This is a genomic window from Salicola sp. Rm-C-2C1-2 (assembly GCF_040196175.1).
Classification (GTDB): Bacteria; Pseudomonadota; Gammaproteobacteria; order Pseudomonadales; family Oleiphilaceae; genus Halospina.
In genome coordinates this window covers 196,927-209,702 of sequence record NZ_JBEFNF010000003.1, presented here as the reverse complement: position 1 = coordinate 209,702, position 12,776 = coordinate 196,927, and the positions used below count along the sequence as shown (strand labels likewise).

Genomic DNA, 12,776 nt, shown 5'->3' with positions numbered 1-12,776 from the left:
TGGACATCCACCATGCGGCCTGAAACGGAGGTCAAGTGCCAACAGGCGGGGACAACCTATGGTGAAATGTCGCGACATCACGCTAGTCGCCAGCGACTACGTCGACGGTCGACTCCGCTGGAGCAAGCGGCTGGCCGTGGTTGCGCACCTGATCATGTGCCCCCATTGCCGACGCTTCATGGCCAACTTCCGCGCCGTTGTTACGGTTATACGCGGTCATTGTCCACCGCAATCTGACACCCGGCAGATTGAAACGTTTAAGCGGACGGTGGACGGCGCACTCGAGAAACCTGACGCTCACGACCTGAATGATGATTGAACGGTAAACGTCATCCTGGGACCAATAAAGCGCAGATTACCGGAACTCAGGGAAGTTCCCGGGACGGTTCAACGACCAGTCATAGTCGATGTATTCGATGGAATCCGTCTGCTCAACCTTCTCCACGATCGTCTCATCCGCCCACTGGCTGATAAAGCCACGGACTGAACCGCCCTCATCGACAAAATCCTGCTCGTACCACTTGAACAGCTCCGTAAGGTGAAGGGTGTCGCCTTCCACCCGGAGATGGCGGTCGGTATTGAACGCCAGACGGGTGTTTTCGGTCATCAGCTCATCGATGTTGTCGCTGGTGTAGATGCTTTCCCGCAGTGGCGGGCAGCCGACCGAGGCGCAATTCACGGTGAAATGGACCCGCGCCTCCTTCCAGCCTTTCTCCTTGATCGTCGCTCCCAGAAGGACGCCCTTCTCGATCTCATTCAGGCTGTAGTCCTTTCCGCCAATGTCGAACATCGCCCGTTCAAACACATTGTCCGTGAAGGGATTGTAGCGGCCGCCGTAATCCCATACGGAGCTGACCAGCTCGCCCTCACCACGTTCGGTCAGGATCTGCTGGATCATGAAGAAGTTATAGGCGTTGTTCCAGAACGCCAGCGCCTGCTCCCGGGTATCCAGGGTCGACACATCAAACGCCGCCAGTTGCTCTGACTGGTCATCCAGCAGCGCCTCCGTCCGGTCATCGGCCAGCGCCGCTTCGTAGTCGAACGCGGAAACGAGCCCTCCATTGGCGGTGCGTTTTTCCTGCAGATAGCTGTTCAGCAGTGTCTGATAGTCGTTGAAGACGTGCTTTACCGCGGGTGCGTCATTGGCGGAAACGCTGGCGGCCGCTGTCGCAACCAACAGCATGGCGCCGATACGCACGGCGGGTGATTGGTGTTTCATATGGGGCTCCTTGGATCAGACAACGTGTTGGAATCGACAATCCCTCGCTCCCTTTCGGACCATGCAGTGTCCCCTTCGTTACAGCCTGAGGCCCAGCAATCTATCTCCGGGGCCCGCATGGGGCGGGCATAGTAGAAGCCCTGCAGAAGGTGGCAGCCCTCACGGGCCAGCCACTGGCCCTGACTTAAATTCTCCACACCCTCGGCCACGATTCCCAACCCAAGTCGCTGACCCAGACTTATAATGGCAGCGCACAGCGCTGCGTCCTGCTGGTCCTCGGGCAGATCCCGCACGAAAGCGCGATCGATCTTGAGCCGTTTTATCGGCAACTGTTTGAGATAGGCGAGGGAGGAGTAGCCCGTACCAAAATCATCCACCGCAATGGCCACGCCAAGCTCACTGATACTGAGAAGGACCTGACGAGCATCCTCAAGGTGATGGATGAAGCTGCTTTCCGTGATCTCAAGTTCCAGGGCCTCGACGGGAAGGTCATGCGCCCGGAGACATTGCGCCACTTCCGCACGGAGATCCGTCGACGTGACCTGGGCCGCCGCCAGGTTCACCGCAACGCGAAGCCTGAGCCCGTGCGAACGCCACTCGGCCGCCTGGCGGCAGGCCTCATTCAGTACCCACTGGCCGATAGGCACAATCAACCCGCTTTCCTCCGCGAGCGGAATGAACTCACCCGGTGAAATCAGCCCCTCTTCCGGATCACGCCACCGTAGCAGGGCCTCGACGCTGATCAGCCTCCCACCGGGATCAATCTGGGGCTGATAATGCAACTCGAACTCGCTGTCCCTCAGGGCGCGGCGAAGCCCCCGCAGGCGTTTCTGCCGGTGCCGGACATCCTCGCCGTGCTCAGGGGCAAAGAAGGCATAGGCGGCCTCGGGGTTGGTCTTGGCGCGGTACATGGCGATTTCAGCATGGCGCATGAGCGTATCGGGGTGCGTACCATCCCCCGGATAGAGCACGATGCCAATACTGATGCTGCACTCAACATCCTCGTTGTCGACCCAGATCGCCCGGGCGACGGCATCGCGCAGATTCTCCGCGAGCACCGCCGCACTGCTGACCACACCGGCATCATGGCCATCATCCATGAGGGCAAAGATATCCCCACCGGTCCTGGCCACCGTGGCGGTTGCCGGTGCCGATTCAGCGATCCGCCGGGCCACCTGCTGCAGAACCCGATCCCCCGCGCCATGGCCCATGACGCCGTTGATGGAATGGAACCCGTCCAGCCCCAGCAGCATGACGATGCCATTGGTGCCCTCAACCTCAGCGTCGCGAAGACTCTGCTGGAGCCGCTCCTCGAACAGGGCCCGGTTGGGGAGATCGGTGAGCGTGTCGTACCAGGTCCGATGGCGCAGCTGTTCGTTGGTTTCATAGAGCTCACGGGTCCGCCTGGCGACCCGCTGGTCCAGCTCCTCATTCAGCTCCCTCAGGCGCGCGAGATTCCGTGAGCTGTTTTCAAGCATGTGATTGAACGCCTCGGTGGCCTGCCCCAGTTCATCGTGGCGATCATCCGCAAGCTGGTAAGACTCAGGATGGTCCGGATCGGCGCCGGCCCGCTGCATCTGGGTTCTGAGCTGGAGCACTCTCGAGAGCACGAGGCGGCCGAAAACCGCCATGGTGACGAAAGTCACGAACAGCGCAATAAGCAGGACGAGACCCAGGATACGGAACAGGAAAGCGCCCAGCTGCGAATCCACTGAGCCCGTGTGCACCAGCACCCGGACGGGACCCGGGGTCGCCATCGTCTCAGCCGGCCATTGCAGCGCCAGGCGGTCCGGAGCATGCCGGTCGCGGCGCTCCCTGAGCGTGTCGTCGGCACTGATGCCTGCGGGCGGCGTCTCACCGAAGTCCCATTGTGGATTGCCGCGGACCGCAACGCCCGTGATCGAGGTGTGCTCGACAAGACGCTCAAGCACCGCCTCCCGGAAGTCGGAGCGACCCGCCAGAGAGCTCCGGGCGCTTTCCAGAGCCGCCTGCTCCATGGAGGCCAGCAGATCCCGTTCGTAGTTGAACAGGGATGGAACCAGGATGAGCGCCTCAATAACAACGATCCCGGCAAATACGGCGGCTGTCACCATCCAGCAGAGTCTGCAGGCAACCAGGGTGCGAGCCGGTAGTTTGTTCGCCATTGCCCTCGTAACTCCCATATTCAGCGGGTTTCCTGTAACAGGGACAAATCGCCAGCCGTCTTGTTACCCGGCCCAGGAAATAGTTGCGACGCACGGTGTAACGCCAGGCCCGAACCGTTGTCCCACTATTGATGGCCTTCCAACGGAGGTACCGGAAGGGCCCGACAAACCGAGACACCACGGAAGACGGAGACCCACCATGACTCAGACATCCGCATTACCCAATCCAGGCGCCCGCAGGCGATTGAACCGCTATGCCCGCGCAGCCGCCCTGCCGATCGCCATTATGAGTGCCTCCTTGAGTGCCGGCGCGCTCGCCGCGTGCTCGCCCTGCAAGGGCCGTTGCAACCCGTGCGCAGCCAAGAGCGCCTGCCGCGCGACCCCATGCGCCGGCACCAACCCCTGTGCTGCTAAAAACCCGTGCGCCGCCAAGAACCCCTGCGCCATGAAGAAGTGCAACCCCTGCAATCCATGCGCAGCCAATCCCTGCGGGACGAAGAACCCATGCGCGGCGGGGAATCCGTGTGCCGCGAAGAAAAAGGTCAAGCGCCCCGAGGATTACGCCCGATACGACGGTAACCCCTGTAAGCTGATGGAAAGGGGCCGGAAACTGTTCAACGACACCAGCCTGAGCGGTAATGGGCTGTCCTGTGCCACCTGCCACTCCAATGGCGCGGGTTACAACGCCACCTTCGCCACATCCTACCCACACCAGGTCGCCATGGGCGTCAACCAGTTCGGCATGGACCAGGTGCACCTGGATGAGATGATCCAGATCTGCATGGTTCAGCCCATGCAGGCAGAACCACTGGAGTGGGGCGGAGCGGACCTGGCGGCTCTTGAGACCTTCATGGAGAGGGAGCAGGCGAAGTACCAGAAGGCCAATCCCTGTGCAGCGAAGAACCCATGTGCCACGAAGAAGAAGTGCAATCCCTGCAATCCATGCGCGGCCAACCCCTGCGCCTCGGTAAACCCGGCGGCGAAGCGCCGGCCCGCCGAAGTGGCTGCGCACTGAGTGGCGGCCCGGCCATTGGCCGGGCCGGATTCAGACCGACAAAGGCTAGCCGCTATGATTGAGCTGACAACACCACGAGCCGCCGAACTGGACGACCTGACGCTGAAGGAACTGATGGAGGCCGGCGCGGAACTCGACACCTGCACCCGGGCGCTGACCAAGGGGGGCATCAACGTGGTTGGTGAACTCCTTCGCGGCCAGGGCACCTTCTACGAGATGGACCATTACCCGGAAGGCGATGTGTACGACGCGGACCATCACGCCCAGTATTATTACCACGCCCACCGGGACGATGCCGACGAGCATGGGCACTTCCACACCTTCCTGCGCGGTTCAGCACTTCCGGATAACATGATCCCGGAAACGGGGTTCCAGGAAACACAACCCTGGCCGCGGGGCGAGGATGTCGTGGCCCACCTGGTCGCGATCTCCATGGACGTCTGGGGGAAGCCAATCGGCCTTTTTGCCACCAATCGATGGGTGACGGACGAGACCTGGTTTTCCGCTGAGGATGTCATCCGACAGATAGAACGCTTCCAGGTGGACCATGCCTGGCCCTCCTGGGCCGTCAATCTATGGCTTTCGGCCTTGATCCGGCTTTACAGGCCACATATCGAACAACTTCTGCGCCATCGCGATGCCGTAATAGCACGCCGCCACCTTGAGACGCCGGACACCGATGTCCTGGAGGACCGGTCGCTGGAAATCACCGGGCAGCTTGCCATCACCCCGGACCAATGGCAGGAGGCTCTCGCCCGGGAATGGCGGAACCGCCATCTATCGACAGCGGATACTCCATCGCGTCAGCAATCCCACGTATCACACTGACACTCAAAAAAGGAGCGATTTATGACTGAATCCACAGCCGGCCGCCTGCCCATCGCACTGCTCGCCCTGCGTCTGGGTGTCTTCATCGTGATGGTCATGTGGACCCTCGATAAGCTTGTGCAACCCGAGCACACGGCCGGCGTGTTCGCGAATTTCTATGGTCTGTCCGGTCTCGGGCCCAGCATTTTCATGCTTCTCGGTGTAGCCCAGCTGGTTCTGGTTCTGGCATTTGTAGCCGGTGCCTTCCGGCGGCTGACCTATGGGCTTATCTTCCTCCTGCACACGGTCTCCACGCTTTCCTCCTGGGCCCAGTACCTCGATGCGTTCAACAACCTGCTGTTCTTCGCCGCCTGGCCCATGCTGGCAGCCTGCTTTGCGCTGTACCTGCTGAGGGACCAGGACACTCTGTTCAGCATCGATGCAGCACGTAGCGCCAAACGGTAGGAACCAAGCCCAAATGAACATCGGAAAGTTGGGGTTACAGCGGCTGCCCCGTCAGTGTCGGCGAGCCCTGGTGCTCGCCGTCACCGACGGTACCCCGTGGCGCGCGCTTAAGCTCGCCGCGGTGGTCGGCACGCTGTTGGTCGCCATCAACCAGTGGGAAGCGTTGCTCGGCCAAGCCCAACTCTCCCTCCCCAAGGTATTTCTAACCTTCCTGGTTCCCTACCTGGTATCCACCTACACCTCCGTCTCAAAAGACCTTCAACGCCCTCAGCAGAAGCCTTTGCACAAGAGCCGGTCGCACACCCTCTCTTAACGAACTATCCTTGGGCACAGAATAGTGACAACCGCCAAGGAGGGATTCACATGCCCGCGCAAGGCGCTCTACGCATTCTGCTCACCGCTGTTGTCTGGAATCTCGTTCTGATCGCCCGTCTCTCGGCCGCGCAAGAGCAGTCGGCAGTACTCAAGGGCGCCTACATTGAGTTTCCCCCACTGACCTACACCAATGAGCAGGGCGCACCGGCAGGCTTGCATATTGAAACCACCAACCGACTCGCACAAAAAGCAGGTTATAAGATTGACTGGCGCAGCCTGCCCATTGACCGGATTTTTCTGTACTTGCAGAAAGGCAATCTGGATGTCTGGCTAGGCGCACAAGACGTGCCAATGCTTGCGGAATGGACGCGGGAGCCGGGCTTTTCATTCGGGCAGATCCGGCTGAACGCCTATCACAAGGAGACAACCGAACCGGTATCCGCTATCCCAGATCTGCGGGGTAAGCACCTGATCATGATTCGAGGGTATACCTACCTGGACCGGTTAGACGACGTTGTAGAGGCTGCCGAAACCCAAGTTGATCATGCATCAACCCACCGGGCTGGCCTACGTATGCTGCAAGCAGACCGCGGTGACTACCTGCTGGACTTCGAGGCGCCGGTGACGCAGGCGCTTGAAACCCTCTCGTTGCCGGCCATCACCGACAGCCCCCTGACAGGGTGGAACACCACGCTTGTGTTCTCTAAGCGAGCGGATCACAGCGAAGACGCCATTATCCGTGATTTCGAAAGCGCCTGGTCAGACAATCCGCATTCGCTCAGGCGTTGAGGACCGACTCGAACACCCGCTCATGCAACATCCGGTCGTCATCACTGAAAAGCACCCACCGCATGCGGCGCACGGACTGCAAGTTGCCTGATCGGGCAAGAACCGTACGCGATGCAACCTCAGCCGCGTGCTCCATGGGGAAGCCAAAAGCACCCGTGGAAATCGCTGGAAAAGCGATTGATTCAAGTCCGGCGTCATCGGCCAGCTCAAGGGCCCGCTGGTAACAACCGGCAAGTATTGGTGAGCCCGGCTCATCCACTCCGAAAACCGGCCCCAGACAGTGGATGATATGCCGGTTAGGGAGATTCGGTGCGGAGGTCATCACCGCCTTGCCCGGGCTTATGGGGGCCAGGGGCCGGGTCTCATCGTCCAGCTCGGAACCAGCTGCCCGATGGATCGCGCCGGCCACGCCACCGCCCATTCGCAGTTCCGCGTTGGCGGCATTCACAATCGCGTCGATATCCGGCTGATCGGTGATGTCACCCTGAACCAGCTCCACCTCAATACCGTTCGCCTGGAGTCCCATAGGGTCTGCCTCCTTTGATCTGTTGAGACTCATTATTGGAGCGCTTGCCCGACGCGTAAAGAGCAGCCAGCCCGTAGCGGGAGAACAGATTGAGCACCAGCGTCAGAATCATCGAGGTCAAGGGAATGGCAACCACTGAAAAACAGTGTCTTCTGGGTTATCCTGCGGCTTTCACCAACAGCGTTCAACGCCCATGGAACCGCAACACGCCTTCAGTGACGACGAGCGTCGGGCGCTCTACCGATGCATCAACGAGCGCCGCGACATGCGCCATTTCCGACCAGAACCGGTCGCGGAGCCGGTACTGATGCGTCTACTTCAGGCCGCCCACAGAGCACCGAGCGTGGGGCTTATGCAGCCGTGGCACTTCATCCGGGTTACCGATACGGACCTGCGCGAGCGCATCCATCAGATGGTGGATACGGAAAGAGAGCGCACTGCCCAAGCGCTGGGCGAGCGTGGCAATGAATTCATGAAACTGAAAGTGGAAGGCATCCGTGACTGCGGCGAACTGCTGGTGGTTACCCTGCGCGATGGCCGTGAAAAGCACATCTTCGGGCGCCGTACGCTGCCGGAGATGGATCTGGCGTCCGCCTCCTGCGCCATCCAGAACCTGTGGCTGGCCGCCCGCGCGGAAGGCCTGGGCATGGGCTGGGTATCATTGTTCGATCCCCGGGCGCTGGCCGAACTCCTGTCCATTCCGGAGGAAGGTCACCCCATGGCCATCCTCTGCCTCGGGCATGTGGAGGCGTTCTACGAACGCCCGATGCTGGAGATCGAAGGTTGGACCGAAGGGCTCTCCCTGGAGCACTTTCTCTCCGAAAACCAATACCGCGCTGCCGAGGAGGACTCATGAGCAAGGACATACTGCGCACCCCGGAATCACGTTTCGAGCGCCTGCTTGACTACCCGTTTGAATCCCACTACGAGGATGTTGACGGGCTTCGCATGCATTACGTGGACGAAGGCCCTGCGGATGCGGACCCGGTGCTCATGCTCCATGGGGAACCGAGCTGGTCCTATCTTTACCGGCACATGATCCCCATCTGTGCCGCCGCCGGTCATCGGGTCATCGCCCCGGACCTGATCGGTTTCGGTAAGTCCGACAAACCAGCCCGGATCGAGGACTACAGCTACCAGTCCCACATGGACTGGCTGGGCGGGCTGATCGAGCAGCTCGACCTCACCCGGATCACGCTGGTCTGCCAGGATTGGGGGTCGCTTCTGGGGCTACGCTACGCGGCGGAAAACCCGGAGCGCTTCCGTGCCATCGTCGTGGGCAACGGTATGCTCCCAACCGGCGATCAGACCATGCCAAGGGCTTTCCAGCTGTGGAAAGCGTTCGCGCTCTATTCCCCGGTGTTTCCACCAGCGCGCATCGTGGATGTGGGCAGCTTCCGGCGATTGAGCCGCGATGAGCGCCGAGCCTATGACGCGCCCTTCCCGTCACGCCACTACAAGGCGGGCGCCCGGGCCTTCCCGGCGTTGGTACCAGCATCCCCCAAAGATCCGGCAACAGAGGCCAACCGACGGGCCTGGGAGGTTCTAAGCCAGTGGCAAAAGCCGTTCCTTACCACCTTCAGTAATGGCGATCCGGTCACACGGGGTGGTGACCGCTATATGCAGGAGCGCATCCCCGGAGCCCAGAGTCAGCCGCACGTCACGCTCAAAGGCGGCCACTTCCTGCAGGAAGACTCACCGGTGCCTTTCGCTCAGGCCATCAATGATCTGCTTGCGCGCCTGAACAGCTAGCCCTGGGTCAGAGCCACGAATTCGCCGGTGAGGTGCCCCGCCGATTCACCGGCGAAGGTCAGAACCGATTCCACGCGAATACGCGCACGGCCACGGCGCTCCAGGGTTTTACGGAAGCGTTCCCAGCGTTGCGGATCCGCCAGCCTCGCCTCGGCGATAAAGGACCCGTGAATAGGCCGCTCGTAATCCATGACGTTACGCTGGATCACCAGTTGAGCATCAAGGCCGGCATCCCGGACTCGCAGGTGCAGTAAGGACCAGGCGGCCAGGGTCGCCACAGCCGAGGCACTGCCTCCGAACACCGTTGCCCGATGATTGATGTTGGGCTCCAGCGGCGCTTCCACGCGCACAACATCGCTTGCGACGTCCAGCACTGACACGCCCATGGCAGAAGAGATCGGAATGTGCTCGTGGAGGTACTGCTGTATCTCAGACGGGGACATAGGCTTCTCCAGCATGAGGTTGAAAAGGGTGACCTGAATCACAAGAATACCGCGCAGAGCCGGCCACAGGAATGGGGTGACCGTTACGCATGCGGGAAAGGCGCGGTTACATCCGGTAGCGTAACGTTGATTGACCAGCAGACCACCGACTATACCCTTATGCGGGCATCTATATTCATTCCATAATTGGGAGTTCTTTCATGAAAACATTGCGCATACTCACAGCCTTTGCCTGCATTGGCCTGCTTCCGCTGACGGCACAGGCCGAGACCATTCAGCTCACCTCACTGGAATGGCCACCTTATACCGGCTCGGAACTGCCGCAGCAGGGTGCCTCCATGGCTGTGGTTGACGCCGCGTTCGACGCCATGGGGCATGACCTTGAAGTACAATTCCTGCCTTGGCAGCGCGCCGTAGATCAAGCCCAGCAGGATAACGCCATCGCTGGTTACTTTCCGGAATACTATGCCGAATCGCTGGAAGAGGATTTCATCTTTTCCGACAGTATCGGCACCGGCCCGCTGGGGCTCGTCGAAAACATGGATCAGCCGATGGAATGGTCCAGTCTTGACGATCTGACGGATCACACCATCGGAACGGTCTCCGGCTACGTGAACACTGCTGAATTTGATGCCATGGCGGAGCGTGGCGAGATTGAGACCCAACCTGTAACCAACGACGCTACCAACCTGCGCAAGGTGGCCGGCGGGCGCATTCCGCTGGCGGTTATCGATAGCAACGTGTTCGACTACCTGGTGTCGGATCAGCTGAGCAACCTGGAGGGCAAACTCCAGATGAACGACAAGCTGCTGGAGCAGAAAGAGCTCTACGTCGCGTTTTCGCGCAATGATCAGGGCGAGCGGATGGCCGAGATCCTCAACAAGGGTCTCAAAAAGATTGATCAGGAAAAGATCATGAAGGACGCCCTGCAGCGCATCATGAACTGATCCGCTCAATGGCCTCGCGAAGCGGCCCGGGTATGGGCGTTGGCTCATTATTCGCGCGGATAACAAATACATGCACGAGCCGTCCCTGAGCCAAGGGGCGGCCATCGTGGCTACCGAAGATACCGATACCCCAGGTCACCGAGCTGTTACCAAGCCGCTCCACACGAAGCCCCACCTCCACTGGTTCGGGGTAGGCTATAGCCCGGTAATACTCACAACCTGAGCTCACAACATACGCAATCACCGGCCCATTGTGGATATCCAGACCACCCTCTTCGATGAGAAAACGGTTCACCGCGGTATCAAACCAAGCGTAATAGGTCACGTTGTTCACATGCCCGTACACATCATTGTCGTGCCAGCGGGTGGTGATCGTCTGGAAGGCATCAAAGGCAGCGCGTGGCAGGGGCTCTTCCTGCACCATCACAACGCCTCCTTGTAGATCGCCAGGGCATGCTTCTCGGTTACTTCGCGGCGATTGTTCACCAGAAGCCGCTTCTGCTGCATGGCATCGGAGGCCAGCGTCGGCAACCAATCCTCGCCAATATTCATTTCACTGAGTGTGCGCGGCAGCGCCACAGCCTCGATCAGCGCCGTCATGCGGCTGATCAGGTCACCGTTACCCCCATTGCGTACCAGAGGTGCCAGTTCCTCATAGAGCGCACCGGCTACCGGCTGATTGAAACGCAGAACCTGCGGCAGGACCAGCGAGTTACTGAGCCCATGCGGAATATGAAAGTGCCCACCCAGTGGGTAGGCAAGTGCATGTACAGCCGCCACCGGCGCATTGGCGAACGCCTGCCCGGCCTGAAGCGCACCCAGCAGCATCCCGGCCCGGGCATCGCGGTTCTCACCGTTGTGGACCGCCTCCACAATGTTACTCGAGAGCTGCGCCAGTGCCTCACGCGCCAACGCGTCCGAGACCGGGTTTTTGCGATGGGCGGTGGTATAGGCCTCGATGGCGTGCACCATGGCGTCGATACCTGTGGCGGCTGTCACCTGTGGTGGCAGTCCCAGCGTCAGATCCGGATCCAGCAGCGCCAGATCTGGCAGCAACAGGGGCGAGACAATACCGGACTTGGTGGTTTCGCCGGTGGTTATAATCGCGATGGGGGTCACCTCGGAACCCGTTCCGGCAGTGGTGGGCACCTGAATCAAGGGGAGACGGCGACCACTGGCCATGCCGACCCCATAGAGCGCTTCCAATGCCTGGTCGCAGCCGTCAGAGGCGAGCAGAGCAACCACCTTGGCCACATCCATGGAGCTGCCACCACCAAAGCCGACCACCAAATCAGCGCCACAGTCCCGGGCACGCTCAGCTGCCGCCCGAACCGCAGTATGCGGCGGATCCGCTTCCACCCCGCTGAACCAGTCCACGGCCAACCCTTCATCAACAAGGCCGGCCTGGGCTTCATCCAACAGACCCGCCTTGATGATACCGGGGTCTGTAACAAGGAAAACCGAGCGGGCCCCACGCTCACGACAGTACGCGGCAAGGTTGGCCGCGCCTCCGCTCGCCATGACGATCGAAGGCGTGGTGTTGAAAGCGAAATCACGCATCAGCGCAGATCCGGATTCAGGGTGTAGGTGGCCATCACCGAGGCCTCATCCAGAATGTGCCCGGCCATCGCTTTCTCTACATCAGGCCCACGGAACTCATCTCCCAGTTCCAGGTGCTCCACGTCGAGCGCGAACACCGTGAAAATGTAGCGGTGCACGATTTCATCGTTCCAGGGTGGGCAAGGGCCGTCATAGCCAGCATAAGTGCCGGCAAGGTCAGGATCTCCGGCCAGAAAGTCAGTGTAATCATTGATGCCACGCTTACCCAGAGCGTCCTTGCAGGGTGCTTTACCCTTGGGCACCACGCCGTTGGATTCCTGCCCCTCCTCAATACGGGCCACTGTCGGCGGCACATCCACCAGAAGCCAGTGGTAAAAATCCACACGCGGTGTCTTCTTCGAGACAGCTTTGCCTTCCTGGTTCACGTCACTGGCGTCACCGGGTACATCCGGATCCTTGATCATGACCACGAAACTGCGTGTGCCTTCGGGCACACCGCTCCAGGTCACCTCAGGGTTGAGGTTGCGGCCCAGAGCCATATGATTATCCGGGTCATATACGCCGAAAGCGAAGTGCTCCGGTACAGGCTGCCCCTCGTTGATGTCTTTCACTTTGATGTCCATGGAAACCTCCTCAAGCGGGATGGATTGCTCCAGCCATTGAGCCTCGTGTGAGGCTTGCTGTGCAACCCCCATCATGGTCGTAACAGCCGGGCCGTAACTGCACGGGGGGCTGTGCCGCCAAAGCCAATGCAAAGGCGACCATGGGCACTACACTCATTGGCTGCCAGCAGT

17 protein-coding genes are annotated in these 12,776 nt (G+C 60.4%); 9 read left to right on the top strand and 8 right to left on the bottom strand.

The features are described from left to right. The first annotated feature begins 58 nt into the window (after positions 1 to 58). Positions 59 to 319 (top strand): anti-sigma factor family protein, encoded by a 261-nt coding sequence (locus AAF659_RS08135; protein WP_349751230.1) that lies wholly within the window; start codon positions 59 to 61, stop codon positions 317 to 319. A gap of 36 nt (positions 320 to 355) precedes the next feature. On the opposite strand, the gene AAF659_RS08130 is transcribed toward AAF659_RS08135, so the two are convergent. Next, on the bottom strand, positions 356 to 1,219 hold the full coding sequence (locus tag AAF659_RS08130) for a DUF547 domain-containing protein (protein ID WP_349751228.1): 864 nt from the start codon (positions 1,217 to 1,219) through the stop codon (positions 356 to 358). Further along, the gene (locus AAF659_RS08125) at positions 1,216 to 3,363 is read right to left on the bottom strand and encodes a putative bifunctional diguanylate cyclase/phosphodiesterase (protein ID WP_349751227.1); all 2,148 of its coding nucleotides are present in this window, start codon (positions 3,361 to 3,363) and stop codon (positions 1,216 to 1,218) included. The genes AAF659_RS08130 and AAF659_RS08125 overlap by 4 nt, the downstream gene beginning before the upstream one ends. 199 nt (positions 3,364 to 3,562) lie before the next feature. Between AAF659_RS08125 and AAF659_RS08120 the strand changes: the two genes are divergently transcribed. From AAF659_RS08120 to AAF659_RS08110, 3 genes are read left to right on the top strand one after another with little or no spacing between them, the layout of a single operon-like run. Then, complete coding sequence (locus AAF659_RS08120; RefSeq protein ID WP_349751226.1) at positions 3,563 to 4,378, top strand: cytochrome c peroxidase; 816 nt, start codon at positions 3,563 to 3,565, stop codon at positions 4,376 to 4,378. A 54-nt stretch (positions 4,379 to 4,432) separates the two neighbouring features. Next, positions 4,433 to 5,206, top strand: a complete 774-nt coding sequence (locus tag AAF659_RS08115; RefSeq protein ID WP_349751225.1) for a DUF6969 family protein — start codon at positions 4,433 to 4,435, stop codon at positions 5,204 to 5,206. 21 nt (positions 5,207 to 5,227) lie between these two features. Next, a complete protein-coding gene (locus AAF659_RS08110) occupies positions 5,228 to 5,650 on the top strand; it encodes a hypothetical protein (protein ID WP_160898149.1) in 423 nt (140 codons plus the stop codon). 34 nt (positions 5,651 to 5,684) lie between these two features. Here AAF659_RS08110 and AAF659_RS08105 read toward each other — a convergent pair whose 3' ends face one another. Beyond that, positions 5,685 to 5,825, bottom strand: coding sequence for a hypothetical protein (locus tag AAF659_RS08105; RefSeq protein ID WP_349751311.1), 141 nt, complete (start codon positions 5,823 to 5,825; stop codon positions 5,685 to 5,687). Here AAF659_RS08105 and AAF659_RS08100 point away from each other — a divergent pair. Together AAF659_RS08100 and AAF659_RS08095 are read left to right on the top strand one after the other, a co-directional pair. Next, positions 5,772 to 5,963: a hypothetical protein gene (locus AAF659_RS08100; RefSeq protein WP_349751309.1), complete on the top strand. Its 192-nt coding sequence runs from the start codon at positions 5,772 to 5,774 to the stop codon at positions 5,961 to 5,963. The genes AAF659_RS08105 and AAF659_RS08100 overlap by 54 nt on opposite strands. Positions 5,964 to 6,013: 50 nt before the next feature. Then, positions 6,014 to 6,754 (top strand): substrate-binding periplasmic protein, encoded by a 741-nt coding sequence (locus AAF659_RS08095; protein WP_349751224.1) that lies wholly within the window; start codon positions 6,014 to 6,016, stop codon positions 6,752 to 6,754. On the opposite strand, the gene AAF659_RS08090 is transcribed toward AAF659_RS08095, so the two are convergent. Further along, positions 6,744 to 7,280: a macro domain-containing protein gene (locus tag AAF659_RS08090; RefSeq protein ID WP_349751223.1), complete on the bottom strand. Its 537-nt coding sequence runs from the start codon at positions 7,278 to 7,280 to the stop codon at positions 6,744 to 6,746. The two genes, AAF659_RS08095 and AAF659_RS08090, sit on opposite strands and share 11 nt — an antisense overlap. 193 nt (positions 7,281 to 7,473) lie before the next feature. Between AAF659_RS08090 and bluB the strand changes: the two genes are divergently transcribed. Next, the gene (bluB, locus tag AAF659_RS08085; RefSeq protein WP_349751222.1) at positions 7,474 to 8,136 is read left to right on the top strand and encodes a 5,6-dimethylbenzimidazole synthase; all 663 of its coding nucleotides are present in this window, start codon (positions 7,474 to 7,476) and stop codon (positions 8,134 to 8,136) included. Next, positions 8,133 to 9,032: a haloalkane dehalogenase gene (locus AAF659_RS08080; protein WP_349751221.1), complete on the top strand. Its 900-nt coding sequence runs from the start codon at positions 8,133 to 8,135 to the stop codon at positions 9,030 to 9,032. Before bluB ends, AAF659_RS08080 begins: the two co-directional genes overlap by 4 nt. Here AAF659_RS08080 and AAF659_RS08075 read toward each other — a convergent pair. Beyond that, positions 9,029 to 9,475 (bottom strand): thioesterase domain-containing protein, encoded by a 447-nt coding sequence (locus tag AAF659_RS08075; RefSeq protein ID WP_349751220.1) that lies wholly within the window; start codon positions 9,473 to 9,475, stop codon positions 9,029 to 9,031. The two genes, AAF659_RS08080 and AAF659_RS08075, sit on opposite strands and share 4 nt — an antisense overlap. A gap of 200 nt (positions 9,476 to 9,675) precedes the next feature. Here AAF659_RS08075 and AAF659_RS08070 point away from each other — a divergent pair, with 200 nt between their 5' ends. After that, positions 9,676 to 10,422 carry a substrate-binding periplasmic protein gene (locus AAF659_RS08070; RefSeq protein WP_349751219.1) on the top strand — a complete coding sequence of 249 codons (747 nt, stop codon included), beginning with the start codon at positions 9,676 to 9,678 and terminating at the stop codon, positions 10,420 to 10,422. Here AAF659_RS08070 and AAF659_RS08065 read toward each other — a convergent pair. The 3 genes from AAF659_RS08065 to AAF659_RS08055 are packed head-to-tail and all read right to left on the bottom strand — an operon-like array spanning position 10,412 to position 12,605. After that, positions 10,412 to 10,846 (bottom strand): acyl-CoA thioesterase, encoded by a 435-nt coding sequence (locus tag AAF659_RS08065; protein ID WP_349751218.1) that lies wholly within the window; start codon positions 10,844 to 10,846, stop codon positions 10,412 to 10,414. The two genes, AAF659_RS08070 and AAF659_RS08065, sit on opposite strands and share 11 nt — an antisense overlap. Next, the gene (locus AAF659_RS08060) at positions 10,846 to 11,982 is read right to left on the bottom strand and encodes an iron-containing alcohol dehydrogenase (protein ID WP_349751217.1); all 1,137 of its coding nucleotides are present in this window, start codon (positions 11,980 to 11,982) and stop codon (positions 10,846 to 10,848) included. Before AAF659_RS08060 ends, AAF659_RS08065 begins: the two co-directional genes overlap by 1 nt. Further along, entirely contained in the window at positions 11,982 to 12,605 is a 624-nt protein-coding gene (locus AAF659_RS08055; protein ID WP_349751216.1) for a YbhB/YbcL family Raf kinase inhibitor-like protein, read from the bottom strand. The genes AAF659_RS08060 and AAF659_RS08055 overlap by 1 nt, the downstream gene beginning before the upstream one ends. Positions 12,606 to 12,776: the final 171 nt, after the last annotated feature.